The sequence below is a fragment of the Streptomyces sp. NBC_01260 genome (genome assembly GCF_036226405.1).
GTDB lineage: Bacteria > Actinomycetota > Actinomycetes > Streptomycetales > Streptomycetaceae > Streptomyces > Streptomyces laculatispora.
This window is the reverse complement of the sequence record NZ_CP108464.1, coordinates 443,005-456,573: the sequence shown is the minus strand read 5'-3', so window position 1 is coordinate 456,573 and position 13,569 is coordinate 443,005. Positions and strand designations below refer to the sequence as shown.

Below are 13,569 nucleotides of genomic sequence, written 5' to 3'. Positions count from 1 at the left end.
TCGCGCACCCTGCCCTCATCGATGACGCCGGTGTCCGGCCGCACGCCGGACACCGGCGGCCGTCGGCTGCCCAGAACACTTCATCCGGTGGCCTGGTGGATCTGGGCACTCGCCCTCGCCACCGCCGTGAGCCGCACCAACAACCCGCTCCTGCTCTTCCTCGTGCTCGCGGTACTCGGCTACGTCGTCACCGCGCGCCGCACCGAAGCACCCTGGGCACGCGGCTTCAAGTACTACCTCTGCCTCGCCCTCACCGTCGTCGCGATCCGCGTGACCTTCCGCGCCGTCTTCGCCACCGGAATCACCCCCCACGACCACTTCCTCTTCTCCCTCCCGCACATCCCCACCCCCGACTGGTACGCCGGCATCCAGCTCGGCGGCCCCGTCTCCCTGGAGGCCCTGCTCTCGGCCGCCACCGACGGACTCCGTCTGGCCTGCATGCTGTGCTGCATCGGCGCCGCCAACACCCTCGCCAACCCCAAACGCGCCCTTCGCGTCCTGCCCGGCGCCCTCCACGAACTCGGCGTCGCCGTCACCGTCGCCATCAGCGTCGCCCCTCAACTCGTCCAGAGCGTGCAGCGGGTCGCCCGCGCCCGCCGCCTCCGGGCAGGACGCAGCAAGGGACTCAAAGCACTTCGCGGCATCGTCGTACCCGTCCTGGAGGACGCCCTCGAACGCAGTCTGCGGCTCGCCGCCGCCATGGACTCGCGCGGCTACGGACGCTCCGGCACAGCCACCCGCCGCTCCCGCCGCGCCACCGGGGCACTCATGCTCCTCGGGATGTGCGGTCTGTGTGCCGGGGCCTACGGACTCCTCGACGCCACCGCACCCACCCTGCTCGGCCTGCCGGCCATGGCAGCGGGAGCCGTGCTGTGCGTCGCGGGGTTGCGACTGGGCGGACGCCGGGTCACGCGCACCACCTACCGGCCCGACCCCTGGCGCCCGCCCGAGTGGGCCGTCGCCGCAGCGGGCGTACTCTCCGCGGTCCTGCTCTTCAGCAACGCCGGTTTCGACGCCGCCGAACTCAACCCGTCCATCTACCCGCTCAGCTGGCCCACTCTGCCGCTGGTGCCGACCTTCGCGATCCTGCTCGCCGGGACCGCCGGGTTCCTCGCACCGCCGGTTGCCCCACCGCACCTGGTCCTCCCCACGCAGCGCACCGAGAAAGCCGAAGCCACGTGATCACCTTCGACCAGGTCACCGTCCACTACGACGACGCCGCCGAACCCGCCCTGCGCGAGGTGGACCTCACCGTCGAGGAGGGCGAACTCTGCCTCGTCGTCGGCCACACCGGCGTCGGCAAGTCCACCCTGCTGGGCGCCGTCAACGGGCTCGTTCCCCACTTCACCGGCGGCACCCTCTACGGCCGCGTCACCGTCGACGGCCGGGACACCGCCACCCACCCGCCCCGTGAACTCGCGGATGTGGTCGGGGTGGTCGGACAGGACCCGCTCGACGGCTTCGTCACCGACACGGTCGAGGAAGAACTCGCCTACGTGATGGAGCAGTTGGCCATCCCTCCGCATGTCATGCGCAAGCGGGTCGAGGAGACCCTCGACCTGCTGGGCCTCGCCGACCTGCGCCACCGCGCGCTCCACGAACTGTCCGGCGGCCAACAGCAGCGCGTTGCCATCGGCTCCGTCCTCACCGCCCACCCCCGCGTCCTCGTACTCGACGAACCCACCTCCGCACTCGATCCGACCGCCGCCGACGAGGTGCTCGCAGCCGTCACCCGGCTCGTCCACGACCTCGGCGTGACCGTACTGATGGCCGAGCACCGGCTGGAGAGAGTCGTTCAGTACGCCGACCGCGTGGTCCACCTGCCGGGCAGCGGACGCGTGGTCCACGGCGCCCCCGCCGACATCCTCCGCACGTCCTCCATAGCCCCGCCGATCGTGGAACTGGCCCGTGCGGCCGACTGGCGCCCGCTGCCGCTGTCCGTCCGCGATGCCCGCCGCGCCGCCGCCCCGCTCCGCGCCCAGCTGGCCGGTGCCGAGCCGGTGCCGGTACGCCCGGCCCCGGTGGCAGGCCGCCCCGCGCTGCTGACCGCCCGCGGTATCACTGTCAGCTATCACCGGGTTCCCGCGGTCCGCGACGTCGACCTGGACCTGCGCAGCGGCGAGATCACGGCGCTCATGGGCCGCAACGGCTCCGGAAAGTCCTCCCTGCTCTGGGCCCTCCAGGGCTCCGGTCCGCGCAGCGCCGGGAGCGTGCACACCACCGACCCACGGACAGGGCAGCCGGGGGACCCGCACACCATGGCAGCCACCGACGCGCGCCGTGCCGTCGGGCTGGTCCCCCAGACGCCCGCCGACCTCCTCTATCTCGAAAGCGTCAAGCAGGAGCTGGACCAGGCCGACAGCGAGTCCGCGGCGCAAAGCGGGGGAGACAGCGCCCGTACGATCCTTGACCGCCTCGCTCCGGGAATCGACGACGCCACCCACCCCCGGGACCTGTCCGAGGGACAGAAACTGGCCCTCGTCCTGGCAGTCCAGCTGACCGCCACACCCCGGGTCCTGCTCCTGGACGAACCGACACGCGGGCTCGACTACCGGGCCAAGGCGGAACTGACCCGGATCGTGGCCGCACTCGCCGACGAGGGGCGCGCCGTCGTCATCTCCACGCACGATGTCGAATTCGTCGCACGTACCGCAGACCGCGTCGTCGTCATGGCGGAAGGCGACATCGTCGCCGACGGACCCACGACCGAAGTCATCGTCGCCTCACCGGTATTCGCACCCCAGAGCGCCAAGATCCTCGCCCCGCTGCCCTTCCTCACTGTCGACCAGGTGGCCTCGGCGCTCACCGGGAGCAGCATCCCGACCCAGGACGGCGAGAACGGCGCATGAACAACGCGACAGCCATCCGGCTCACCCCTCGTGTCTCCCTCGTCATCGCCCTGGCGGCATTCCTCGGCATCGTGGCGTTCTTCTGGCCCTTCGTCGTCGCCCCGGGAAAGTTCGGCTCGAACTACGCTCCGCCACTGATCTTCGGGGTTCTGCTCGTCCTCGTGCTCTGTGTGGTGCTCTCCGAGATAGCCGAAGGCGGGATCAGCTCCAAGGCGCTGGCGATGCTCGGCGTCCTGTCCGCCGTCAACGCCGCCCTGCGCCCGCTGGGCGCCGGCACGGCGGGCATCGAGACCGTCTTCTTCATCCTGGTGCTCGCCGGACGCGTCTACGGCCCCGGCTTCGGATTCACCCTCGGCTGCACCTCACTGTTCACCTCCGCGCTCATCACAGGCGGGGTCGGTCCCTGGATGCCGTACCAGATGTTCGGCTGCGCCTTCGTCGGCATGCTCGCCGGATTCCTGCCCCGCGCGACCGGCCGCCGTGAGGTTCTGATGCTCGCCGCCTACGGATCGGTCTCCGGCTACCTCTTCGGCTTTCTTCTCAACCTCTCCTTCTGGCCGTTCTCACTCGACCCCAACAGCTCCATCGCCTACCTTCCCGGTCTGCCGTTCACGGAGCAGTGGCACCGCTACCTCGCCTTCGACCTCGCCACCTCCCTCGGCTGGGACACCGGCCGCGCAGTCACCAACTTCGTCTGCATCGTGCTGGCCGGCCCCGCGGTACTGACGACGTTCCGCCGCGCGGCGCGACGCGCCCGCTTCCAGGCCCCGGTCCGGTTCACGCCGACCGAACCCACCGTGAACGACCGGCACTGAGCCCGGCTGTGATTGCCCCGAGCCGACACCCAGCCGGCGGGCGGAGTAGTCCGGGGGCGGAGAAGTGCCTGAGCCTCGTCTTCGCTCAGGGAGTGATGAGGACCTTGAGGGCCTCGCGCCGGTCCATGGCGCGGTAGCCCTCCGCGGTGTCTTCCAGGGGCAGAGTGCGGTCGAAGACACGTCCGGGGTCGACGGTTCCGTCCAGGACGGCGGGGAGGAGCCCCTCGATGTAGGCGCGCACGGGGGCCGGGCCGCCGGTGAGGGTGACGTTGGGGCCGAAGAGGCTGCCGAAGCCGACGGGGGCGTCTTCGTACTGGGGGACGCCGACGCGGCTGATGACACCGCCGGGACGGACGGCTCCGACAGCCATTTCGTAGGCGGGCATGTGGCCGACGGCTTCGAGGACGGCGCGGGTGCCGTGGCCGCCGGTCAGTTCGCGGACCTTGGCGATGCCTTCCTCGCCGCGTTCGGCGATGACGTCGGTGGCGCCGAAGAAGCGTCCGAGGTCGGTGCGGTCCTTGTGGCGGCCCATGAGGATGATGCGTTCGGCCCCGAGCTGCTTGGCGGAGAGGACGGCGAGGAGTCCGACGGCGCCGTCGCCGATGACGGTGACCGAGTCGCCGGGACGTACCCGGGCCTGGTGGGCGGCGTGGTAGCCGGTGCCGTAGACGTCGGCGAGGGTGAGGAGGGAGGGCAGCAGCTCCGGGTCGACGTCCGTCGGCAGCTTGACGAGGGTGCCCCGGGCCTGCGGGACACGGACTGCCTGGGCCTGGGCGCCGCCGACACCGGCGGCGAAGAAGCCACCGTTGGGGCAGGAGGTGTGCAGGCCCTCGCGGCAGAACTCGCAGGTGTTGTCGGCGAACGCGAACGGTGCCACGACCAGGTCGCCACGCCTGAGGCCCGATACGTCGGAGCCGGTCTCCTCGATGGTGCCGAGGAACTCGTGGCCCATGGGCACGGGCCCATCGGCGGCCGTCAACGTGTGGTACGGGTGCAGGTCGCTGCCGCACACGCAGGAGCGCAGGACGCGCACGACCGCGTCGGTGGACTGCTCGATGACCGGGTCGGGGGCGTCCTGGACACGGACGTCGCCGGCTTCGTACAGGAAGGTGGCCCGCATGGGGACAACTCGCTTTCTCATCGCGTGGGATTTGATACCTGGCCGCCATGGCCGGAGCGGCTCAGCAGCGCCGGGCGCCGGGCGGCGCCGGGAGTCAGGAAACGGTGAGGACGGTCTTTCCTTGGGCCCGGTGCAAGCGGAGCCGCTCGGCGGCCCGGGCGGCGGTATCGAAGGCCAGGGGGTGTCGATCAGGGGTCGCACCCGGCCGTCTGCGACCGCGGGCAGCAGCACCTGGCCGGCTGTGGCGATCACGCTGCCGAGCTCCGCGGGCCGGGTGAAGCCACAGGACACTCCGCGCAGGCGCAGGCGGCGGCAGGAGAGGGGTGTCCGGTCGGGGCCGTGGCCGCGGAACGGAGCGGCCATGATCGCGGACATGAAATGCCCTCCTTTGCGCGTCAGTTGGGTCAGCTGCTGCGGGTGCGCGGCCCGCTGTACTGCGCGTCGGTGATGTGTTCCAGCCAGGTGGTCTCGGGCCGGCCGTCCTCGGGGGCAGGGGCTTCCCAGAGGGCGAGGTGCTGCATGAAGCGGTCCTCGGTGGCGCCGTGCCAGTGCTCCTCGCCGGGCGGGCAGGTGACCGTCTCGCCGGGGTGGGCGGCGCAGACCGTGCCGTCGCGGGTCCCGATCAGGGCGATGCCGGCGACGACGTGGAGTGTCTGGCCGACGGCGTGGTGGTGCCAGGCGGTGCGGGCACCGGGTGCGAAGCGGACCATGTTGGCCCGCATGCGGGAGGGCTCGGTGCCGGCGTAAAGGGCGTCGAACCACACGTCCCCACTGAACCAGTTCTCCGGGCCCTTGCCGGTCGCCTGCTGCTTGACGAATTCCATGTCGCGCTGTTCCTCTCTCGTGCCAGGGAAATGGTTGGCCGGTTGGGTTTTCGTTTCTTCATCTGCCATCTCCCAGGTTGGCACGGGGTGAGTGGGCCGCAAAGAGGAGAGTTTCCTCCTGGGAGGGAAACTCCCGGGAGAGACTCCTCCCCCTCACACAAGGGGCGCTCGCTGTCACGCTGGGAGGCATGAGTCCGACACCGCATCTCGATGAGCTCGGCGAGTTCCTGAAGGCCCGCCGGGCCGGGCTGAGCCCGCGCGCCGTGGGGCTGCCCGACGGCGGGGGGCCGCGTCGGGTGACCGGCCTGCGCAGGGAGGAGGCCGCCCGGCGCGCGGTGATCTCCACGGACTACTGCACCCGGCTGGAGCAGGGCCGCATGCCCGCGTCAGCCCCTGCCCTGGAGACGGTCGCGCAGGCGCCCCACCTGGATGACGACCAGCGGCGCCACCTGCTCGGTCTGGCGGGGAAGGAGTCCGCGAAACCGCGGCGCCGGGCCCCGCAGAAGGTGCAGCCTCAGCTGCGCCGGGTCCTTGACGACCTCACCTCCACCCCGGCGATCGTGAGGGGCCTCCGAATGGACGTCATCGCCTGGAAGCCGCTCGCGGCAGCACTGATCACTGACTTCTCCGCCGTCCCGGAAAAGCACCGCAATTACGTGTGAGGTCTTTTCACCGATCCGGCGATGCGCACCCTCTGCGCCGACCGGGAAAATGTCGCGCGTACCGCCGTCGCGCAATTGCGGATGGCGGCGGCAAAATACCCGGACGACCCCCGGCTGACGACCTTGGTCGGGGAGCCGGCGGTGCGGGACGCAGATGGTAAGGGCCGTAGTTCTCGGCGGTACCGATCAAGGTGACGCCCAGGTCCACAGCGCGGTGGATCGCTGAGGCCGAGCGCGAAGGCTGGCTCGGCGAGGCCGAAGGCCTGAAGGTCAGCCTGGCCGGCGCTGAGGAGGAACTCCGCCGGCTCGATCGGGGCCACGGGCAGCGTGCGGCCGTGGACCGTGGCATCCCCACCACGCGTGGTGATCGATGAACCCGCGAACGTGGGCTGCCGCGTGGCCCTCAAACAAGATCGACAACAGGTCCGACGAAGCGTGCTTCAAACACCCTTCAGAACACGATCAAGTGCCGCCCGACCTGCAGGTCCCCAGTGAGGCTTGCCGCCGGGAAGACCCCGATCTCCGTTCTGCCCCATGAGCATCAGGAAGAGGCTCTTCATAGCGGCCAGCCCGCGGGCGCGCCGGATCGCCGCCTCGTCCGCATGCGCGTACATGTCGAAGAACCGTGAGGCCGTGCCCGCGGGTAGCAGCACCCATGCGGCGGCGAGGTCCCACGCTGGATCGCCGGCGAACATGTCACCGAAGTCGACGATGCCCGAGAGTGTTCCGTCCGAGACGACGACGTTCGCGGGATGGAGGTCGCCGTGCACCCACACCGGCGGGCCCTCCCACGCCTGGGCCGCAACGGCGTCGTCCCAGACGGCCCGGACGTCGGCAGCGATGTCGTCGGGGGCAACGGCCTGGAAGAAGTTCTCGAAGGCGTCCGTACAGTTCCTGGGATGGGCACCGCGGCCCGTAGCGATCGGCGCCTCGGCGGGCGCCTCCACATGGAGCGCCTGGAGGAAACCCGCCAGAGTGTCGGCGGCGTGGGCACCGCGGCTGATCGAGCCGTGGTCAAGCGGCTCGCCGGGAACCCACGTCATCACGGTCCAGTGCTTGGGGAAGCGCTCGGACGGTTCGCCGAACCGCACCGGGGTCGGCACCGGGAGTGGCAGAAGCGGGGCCAGCACAGGTAGCCATCGCCGCTCATTGAGCTGGAGCTCCGGGGTGGGGTCCATGCGCTGCATTCGCACGGCCAACTCGTCCCCGAGACGCCACATTTGGTTGCCCCAGCCGCCCGCCACCTCACGGATGGCCAGCCCCGCAAGGTCTGGATGTTGCTCCTGCAGCAGGTCGCGGACCAGGTCTGCGGTGATCTCGATCTCGGTGTCGGTCATACGAAGTCACAGTACCGAGGCGGCAGGTGGAGCGGCTCTCGCCCCCCGGAACATCTCGCTGTTCCCTCCGCCGTCACCAGTTCGGTCTCCGAGAGCTGTAGATCGGAGGCTTCGGGAGGGCACGGCTCCGAAGTTCGGAGAAGCCTGCATCCGCTGCCCCGCCGTGCGCGTCGGTGGGCGGTCGCACCAGCGGCAGCCGACGTGCAGGGTGCGTCGATGGTCAGGGAAGTCAGCAAGTGGTCAGCGGGAGTCCTGAAAAACCTGGGGAAAGCTGCCCGGACATGCGCCTCGTTGTAGGGTTGAGGAACTGCCCTTGACCTGCAAAAACGCAGGCAGGGAGCCTAGATTCAGGAGTACCTCAATGCTGCGCACGATGTTCAAGTCGAAAATCCACCGGGCCACCGTGACCCAGGCCGACCTGCACTACGTCGGTTCCGTCACCGTCGACGCCGAGCTGATGGAGGCCGCGGATCTGCTGCCCGGCGAGCTCGTGCACATCGTGGACATCGACAACGGTGCCCGGCTGGAGACGTACGTGATCGAGGGCGAACGTGGCTCCGGGGTCATCGGAATCAACGGCGCGGCCGCCCACCTCGTGCACCCTGGCGACCTGGTCATCCTGATCAGCTACGCGCAGGTCGACGACGCCGAGGCGCGCCGCCTGGTTCCGCGTATCGTCCATGTCGACGCGGGAAACCGGATCGTCGCGCTCGGCGCCGATGCCTCAGCGCCTGTCCCGGGCACCGACACCGCGCGCGGCCCGCACGCCGTGCCCGCGGCGCGCTGAAGCGACCGACCCACCGAGGGGGCACCCGCCATGGCGGACCAGACCGGACGGACCGGGCTCGACATCCGTGACGACCGGGCAGCCGGCAAGCTGCTCGCGTACGAGAACGGCGCGGCTGCCGGGGTCGTCGTGTACTTCGTCATGGAGGGAGCGCCCGCCGCGCTCGTCGCCGTGCACACGGTCGTCGAGCCGGGGCACGAGGGCAAGGGCATCGCAGGCTCCCTGGTCAGGGAGTTCTACGCCATGGCGGGTCGCGGGGGAGTGCCTGTAGTCCCGCTCTGCCCGTACGCCGCGAAGTGGGCGTCGCGCCACCCCGACGAGGCGCCGGAGGCTCCGGGTGGTCTGGTGGAGCGGGCGAAGGAGCAGCTCAGGTCCCGTCCCGAGCTGTACTGACTCCTGGTGCCGGCCGGCGGGGCCGGTAGCGTTTCGCCCGTGACCCTCGCTCTGCTGCACACCTCTCCGGTCCATGTCCCGGTCTTCGACGCCCTGCGCGACGCCGGCCATCCCGGGCTCGTCCTGCGCCACCTCGTGCACAAGGAACTGCTAGACCGGGCCGGAGCGATGGGGCCGGAAGCGGTGACGGGCGAGATCCAGGCGCTGCTTTCCGATGCGGTCGCCGGGGGAGCCACCGCTGTGCTCTGTACCTGCTCGACGATCGGTGGGGTCGCCGAGTCGGTCGGGGTGGCGCTCGGCGTCCCGGTGCTGCGGGTCGACCGCCCGATGGCGGCGGACGCCGCCCGTGCGGAGCGGGTGACCGTCATCGCGGCACTCGCCGCCACCCTGCCGCCGACCCTCGCGCTGCTCGCCGAGGAGGCGGACAGGGCGGGCGGGCGTCCGGCCAAGGTGCGCACCGTCCTGGTCGAGGGCGCCTGGGAGCGGTTCGAGGCGGGCGAGCGTGAGGGGTATCTGGATCTGGTGGCCGCCGCGGCCGACGCGGTGACGGACGCCGACGTGATCGTGCTGGCCCAGGCCTCGATGGCCGATGCCGTCACTCGCACGGCCACCCGGATCCCGGTCCTGTCCAGCCCGCGTCCGGGGCTGGCCGCCGCGGCGGCCGCGGCCGGTTCGGCAGGCCGGGCGGATCTTTCGTAGCCCGTACGTATGGACTCGCCGGGCGCGGGCAGCCGCTCCGGGAGACGGTGGAGGAGATCCACCCCGACCGTTCGGAGGCCCGAGATGACCCATCCGTTCCCCGACCCCGTTCCGCCCGCGCCCACCCCGGGGCCGGTTCCGGGGCCGCCCCGGCCGCTGCCGGAGCCGACGCCCGTGCCGCCGGGTCCGGGGCCGACACCGCCCGTTCCCACCCCGCCGGGCCCCTCGCCCGATCCGATCCCGCAGCCGCCCGCGCCGAATCCCGAGCCGGTGCCGCCGCCGGAGCCGGAGCCCTCGCCGGTCGGCTGACCGGCCGCCGCTCCCGCCTCAGCCCCCGGCCAGTACGGCGCCGGCCCGCGCGGTGACACGGCCGGCACCCGGCCCGCCGCGGCCAGGTCCTCGGCCGGTAGGTCCGCGTGCGGCCGGGCGGTGATCTCAGCGGTGCCGACACCTGCCGGCAGCCGTTCCAGGACGGCGCGCGTGGCGTAGTGGGCCTGGCCGATGACCTGGCCGTTGACGGTCGGTCCGGCGGACATGGCTACTCCTTCATGGAAGGTTCGGTCACCGCGGGGACCGGTACGTCGAGCAGCGCCGTCAGCATCTGGGTGAACGCCTCCGCGTCCGGGCCGTCCAGGGCACCCAGCGGTGCGAGCGTCCCGTTGACGAGCCGGTGCACCACCTCGACCGCCCGGCCCGTCACCGGGTGTCCCTCGTCCGTCAGCGACAGCTGGACCGCCCTGGTGTCCGAGGGGTCGCCGGCGCGCCCGACGAGCCCGGCGGCCTCCAGACCGCGTGCCGGTTTCGACATGCAGAGGGGTTCGAGCCCGGTGTGGTCCGCGAGCCCGCGCCGGCTCGGCCGCAGTCCCAACTGCCGCATCCAGCAGGGATGCCAGCAGTGTCGAGGGGCTCAGGGGTGCAGGTCCAGCAGGGCGTCGGCGTGCGCCAGGCCGCTCTCCGCCGAGATCGACTCCAGTGACTGGGCGTCGCGCACCGCTGCGAAGCGGACCGCGCGGCCGTCCTGCCCGGTTTCCCCGGACGTCCCGAATCCGTATACCGCCGGCCGCGGCAGGCTGTTGTAGGACCACGGGGTGGAGAAGTAGTACGCACCGGTGTCGTACAGCACCACGTAGTCGCCCGCCCGCAGCTCCGGCAGCTCCCGGGCATGGGCGACGACGTCACCGGCGAAGCAGCACGGTCCCGCGATGTCCTGGACGAGCGACGGCCCGTCCTTCGGGCGGCCCTCGGCATCGAACGCGCCGACCCGCAGCGGCCAGGCGTCCGGCATGAAGACGGTCCGGGTGGCGGTCTGGGCGCCTGCGTGGGTGAGCGCGATACGGCGGCCGCCGGCATCCTTCGTGTACTCGACCAGCGCGCCGATGAAGCCGTTCTTGGCCATCAGGGACCGGCCGAACTCGGTGATCAGCGCATACCGGCCGTCGAAGAGCCCGGGAACCGCCTCGCGCAGCGCCGCCACGTACGCGGCGAAGGTGGGCCGTACCGAGTCGTCGGCGAAGTTGACCGGCAGGCCGCCGCCGATGTCGAGACCGGTGACCTGCCGGGTGCCGAGCAGGTCGTTGATCTCCTCGGCCAGCCGGTACGTCTGCGCGATCCCGTCCGCGATCAGCTCCAGCGGGCAGCCCTGCGAACCGACATGGGCGTGCAGCCGGGTCAGCCAGGGGTGCGCGGCGAAGGCCGCCACGATCCGCTCGCGCGCGCCGGGGTCGCGCAGTGCCACGCCGAATTTGGAGGTCGCGGTGGCCGTGCTCATCGCCCCGATGGATCCGCCGCCGACCTGGGGGTTGACCCGGAGCCCGATGGCGGACACCGAATTGGCGGGCCGCAGCGCGGCGATGCGGTCCACCTCGTCGAGGCTGTCGGCGTTGAGCGCCACACCGAGCGCGAGGGCCCGGCGGATCTCCTCCCGCGTCTTGGCGGGGGAGTCCAGGACGATCTTCGAGGGCGCGAAGCCGGCGTCGAGCGCGATCCGCAGCTCACCGGGGCTCGCGACCTCGCAGCCCATGCCGCACTCGGCGAGCAGCCGCAGCACGGGCACGAGCGACGCTGCCTTGGCGGCGAAGGTGTGCAGCACCCGGGGCGCTCCGGGCGCTCCCGGTGCTCCGGCCAGGCCGGAGAACGCGTCGTGGAGGGCGGCGACCGTATCGCGTACCCCGTCCGTGTCGACGAAACCGGCGACCGGGCAGGACTCGCCGAGCAGACCGGTGGCTACGGCGTGCCGGACCGCGGCCGCGACACGCGCGGAGGGGGCGGGCGTGGAGGGAAGGCTCATGGAGCGAGAGTCGGTGATGGGGGCCCCGCAGATCTCTGTCGAGCAGGACAACATCGGCACAGGTCCTTGGCCGGGCGGCCAACGACCGTACGAACAGGGGCAAACCTATCCGGTGAGACGGACGGCGAGGGTGATGAGCAGCCTGGTGTCGGGGTCGTCCAGGTCCACGCCGAACCGCTCCCGGGCGCGTCGCAGCCGGTACCGGAGTGTGTTCGGGTGAACCATGAGCCGGGCCGCCGCGCGGGCGACGTCGCCCGACGCTTCCAGATACGCGGCAAGCGAGCGGACCAGTTCGCCGCCGGCCGCGAGATCGGCCCGCACGAGGTCGTGCACCGGCCCGCTGCCCGACTCCCACACCGGCCGTACGGCATCCAGGACCCGTACGACGTCGAGCGAGGGGCCGACGCCCGCGGCGTCCGCGTACCGCGCCCTGTCCGCCCGGCCGTGCCGGTCCGTCTCGCCGCCCCGGCGCGCTTCGCCGTCCCCGCCCGTCTCGCCGCCCCGGTCCGCACGTTCGCGCAGGACCCGCACGATCAGCGCGGCCTCCTCGCAGGAGGACCGGGCCCGCAGCGCTGTGGCTGCCACCGGGCCCGCGCCTGCCCGGACCGGAACCCCGGTCGGCAGGGACAGGGCCAGAGCGGCCAGCTCCCGGGCCAGCCCCAGCACGTCACGTTCCTGGCCGGTGTCCACCGGCAGCAGCACCAGCAGCCGGTCGCCGTCGCGCAGCACCCGCACCGACGGGCGGTACGACACGGCCTGGAGCGCGAGGACATCGAGCGTGCGGTCGCCCGCAGGTGCCCCGAAGTCGCGTTCGGCCACCACGACCGCACAGGCGGCGTCGGGCGAAAGACCCAGTGACCAGGCATGCGTACGGGCGTCCCCCTCCCCGTACAGCAGCCCCCGCAGCGCGAGTTCACTGCGGCCCGCGGCTCCGCTCTCGCGCAGCCGGTGCCGCACCAGATGGGGTGCGGCGGCCTCGGCGCCCCGGCGCAGCGCGTCCGCCGCCCGCGGGGACAGACCGCGCCCGTCCGCCGCCGCCCAGATGGAGCCGAGGACCTCGGGGCCGCTGCGGACCGCGACGACCAGGCGCTCCGGACCGTCGGCGTCCGCGGCTCGGTGGATCACGTCCCGGGACGTCCACAGGGCGCGCAGCATCCCGCTGCGGCGCAGTTCCGCCACGCGCCAGTCGGGCACCCGGCCGCCCAGGATGGTGGACCGGCGCAGCCCGTCGGCCTCCGGCCCGGTCGCGGAGTGGGCCAGGACCCGGAACCGGGTGTCCTCGATGGTGATCGAGCCCCCGGTGTACTCGGCGATGGCCGCGGCGAGGGCGGCCAGACTCTCCGCGCCGCCGTCCGGTACCGCGGCTTCCTCCTCGCCCCGGCCCGCCCGCGCACAGGCCAGTGCGGAGCGCAGCAGAGCCGCGGTGTCCGTCCAGTCGGCCCACTCCGCCCGGGTGAGCAGGGCGATGCCCGACTCCTCTGCGGCGGCCAGTACCTCCGGTGCGGCGGCTGTTCCCTCCGCGTCGCGCAGCACCACGCCGCAAGCGCCGCGCCGGGCGGCCTCGCGCACCGGCCCCGCCGCCCCGGCCGATGCGGCGGGCACACCCACCACCAGCACCAGGCACCCGTCGAGCGGCTGCGCGGGCCCCTCGTCCCCGACCGCCACGGCCCGCACGCCGACGTCCTGGCCGCCCGGGGCCAGCAGCAGCCGCAGCGTCCCGCTGTCGTCGAAGGCCAGGATCTCGCGCAGCGCGACCGCAGGCTCCGGTGGGATGGGCGTACGGCTCGTCATGGGAG

General features: G+C 72.2%; 12 protein-coding genes and 1 pseudogene. 7 read left to right on the top strand and 6 right to left on the bottom strand.

Going from position 1 to position 13,569, the window contains the following annotated elements:
* Positions 1–21: 21 nt before the first annotated feature.
* The 3 genes from OG322_RS02055 to OG322_RS02045 are packed head-to-tail and all read left to right on the top strand — an operon-like array spanning position 22 to position 3,664.
* Entirely contained in the window at positions 22–1,182 is a 1,161-nt protein-coding gene (locus OG322_RS02055; RefSeq protein WP_124286140.1) for an energy-coupling factor transporter transmembrane component T, read from the top strand.
* Positions 1,179–2,849 (top strand): ABC transporter ATP-binding protein, encoded by a 1,671-nt coding sequence (locus tag OG322_RS02050; protein ID WP_329305947.1) that lies wholly within the window; start codon positions 1,179–1,181, stop codon positions 2,847–2,849. The genes OG322_RS02055 and OG322_RS02050 overlap by 4 nt, the downstream gene beginning before the upstream one ends.
* Positions 2,846–3,664, top strand: a complete 819-nt coding sequence (locus OG322_RS02045) for an ECF transporter S component (RefSeq protein WP_123464768.1) — start codon at positions 2,846–2,848, stop codon at positions 3,662–3,664. The genes OG322_RS02050 and OG322_RS02045 overlap by 4 nt, the downstream gene beginning before the upstream one ends.
* 85 nt (positions 3,665–3,749) lie before the next feature.
* On the opposite strand, the gene OG322_RS02040 is transcribed toward OG322_RS02045, so the two are convergent.
* Complete coding sequence (locus tag OG322_RS02040) at positions 3,750–4,784, bottom strand: alcohol dehydrogenase catalytic domain-containing protein (protein WP_329307694.1); 1,035 nt, start codon at positions 4,782–4,784, stop codon at positions 3,750–3,752.
* A 404-nt stretch (positions 4,785–5,188) separates the two neighbouring features.
* Entirely contained in the window at positions 5,189–5,608 is a 420-nt protein-coding gene (locus tag OG322_RS02035) for a (R)-mandelonitrile lyase (RefSeq protein ID WP_123464772.1), read from the bottom strand.
* A 188-nt stretch (positions 5,609–5,796) separates the two neighbouring features.
* Here OG322_RS02035 and OG322_RS02030 point away from each other — a divergent pair.
* Positions 5,797–6,426 (top strand): annotated as a pseudogene (locus OG322_RS02030) (MmyB family transcriptional regulator); the annotation flags it as partial.
* Positions 6,427–6,710: 284 nt separating this feature from the next.
* Here the strand turns inward: OG322_RS02030 and OG322_RS02025 are convergent.
* On the bottom strand, positions 6,711–7,607 hold the full coding sequence (locus tag OG322_RS02025) for a phosphotransferase (protein WP_123464776.1): 897 nt from the start codon (positions 7,605–7,607) through the stop codon (positions 6,711–6,713).
* A 361-nt stretch (positions 7,608–7,968) separates the two neighbouring features.
* Between OG322_RS02025 and panD the strand changes: the two genes are divergently transcribed.
* Genes panD through OG322_RS02010 form a run of 3 tightly spaced genes read left to right on the top strand, consistent with a single transcriptional unit; the run spans position 7,969 to position 9,486 of the window.
* Entirely contained in the window at positions 7,969–8,394 is a 426-nt protein-coding gene (gene panD / locus OG322_RS02020) for an aspartate 1-decarboxylase (protein WP_124285775.1), read from the top strand.
* A gap of 30 nt (positions 8,395–8,424) precedes the next feature.
* Positions 8,425–8,787: a GNAT family N-acetyltransferase gene (locus OG322_RS02015; RefSeq protein ID WP_207315917.1), complete on the top strand. Its 363-nt coding sequence runs from the start codon at positions 8,425–8,427 to the stop codon at positions 8,785–8,787.
* Positions 8,788–8,826: 39 nt separating this feature from the next.
* Positions 8,827–9,486: an arylsulfatase gene (locus OG322_RS02010; RefSeq protein ID WP_124285777.1), complete on the top strand. Its 660-nt coding sequence runs from the start codon at positions 8,827–8,829 to the stop codon at positions 9,484–9,486.
* 538 nt (positions 9,487–10,024) lie between these two features.
* On the opposite strand, the gene OG322_RS02005 is transcribed toward OG322_RS02010, so the two are convergent.
* From OG322_RS02005 to OG322_RS01995, 3 genes are all read right to left on the bottom strand, one after another.
* Complete coding sequence (locus tag OG322_RS02005) at positions 10,025–10,294, bottom strand: MarR family winged helix-turn-helix transcriptional regulator (RefSeq protein ID WP_242644226.1); 270 nt, start codon at positions 10,292–10,294, stop codon at positions 10,025–10,027.
* Positions 10,295–10,393: 99 nt separating this feature from the next.
* Positions 10,394–11,773, bottom strand: coding sequence for a diaminopimelate decarboxylase (locus OG322_RS02000; protein ID WP_123464788.1), 1,380 nt, complete (start codon positions 11,771–11,773; stop codon positions 10,394–10,396).
* A 105-nt stretch (positions 11,774–11,878) separates the two neighbouring features.
* Positions 11,879–13,564 (bottom strand): PucR family transcriptional regulator, encoded by a 1,686-nt coding sequence (locus OG322_RS01995; RefSeq protein WP_329305946.1) that lies wholly within the window; start codon positions 13,562–13,564, stop codon positions 11,879–11,881.
* Between the last annotated feature and the right edge of the window lie 5 nt (positions 13,565–13,569).

What these genes read in the sequence shown, in the direction of transcription:
- OG322_RS02045 (WP_123464768.1), top strand. Translation starts at nt 2,846, where the DNA reads ATGAACAACGCGACAGCCATCCGGCTCACCCCTCGTGTCTCCCTCGTC.
- OG322_RS01995 (WP_329305946.1), bottom strand. Translation starts at nt 13,564, where the DNA reads ATGACGAGCCGTACGCCCATCCCACCGGAGCCTGCGGTCGCGCTGCGC.
- OG322_RS02035 (WP_123464772.1), bottom strand. Translation starts at nt 5,608, where the DNA reads ATGGAATTCGTCAAGCAGCAGGCGACCGGCAAGGGCCCGGAGAACTGG.
- OG322_RS02025 (WP_123464776.1), bottom strand. Translation starts at nt 7,607, where the DNA reads ATGACCGACACCGAGATCGAGATCACCGCAGACCTGGTCCGCGACCTG.
- OG322_RS02040 (WP_329307694.1), bottom strand. Translation starts at nt 4,784, where the DNA reads ATGCGGGCCACCTTCCTGTACGAAGCCGGCGACGTCCGTGTCCAGGAC.
- OG322_RS02055 (WP_124286140.1), top strand. Translation starts at nt 22, where the DNA reads ATGACGCCGGTGTCCGGCCGCACGCCGGACACCGGCGGCCGTCGGCTG.
- panD (WP_124285775.1), top strand. Translation starts at nt 7,969, where the DNA reads ATGCTGCGCACGATGTTCAAGTCGAAAATCCACCGGGCCACCGTGACC.
- OG322_RS02015 (WP_207315917.1), top strand. Translation starts at nt 8,425, where the DNA reads ATGGCGGACCAGACCGGACGGACCGGGCTCGACATCCGTGACGACCGG.
- OG322_RS02005 (WP_242644226.1), bottom strand. Translation starts at nt 10,294, where the DNA reads ATGTCGAAACCGGCACGCGGTCTGGAGGCCGCCGGGCTCGTCGGGCGC.
- OG322_RS02000 (WP_123464788.1), bottom strand. Translation starts at nt 11,773, where the DNA reads ATGAGCCTTCCCTCCACGCCCGCCCCCTCCGCGCGTGTCGCGGCCGCG.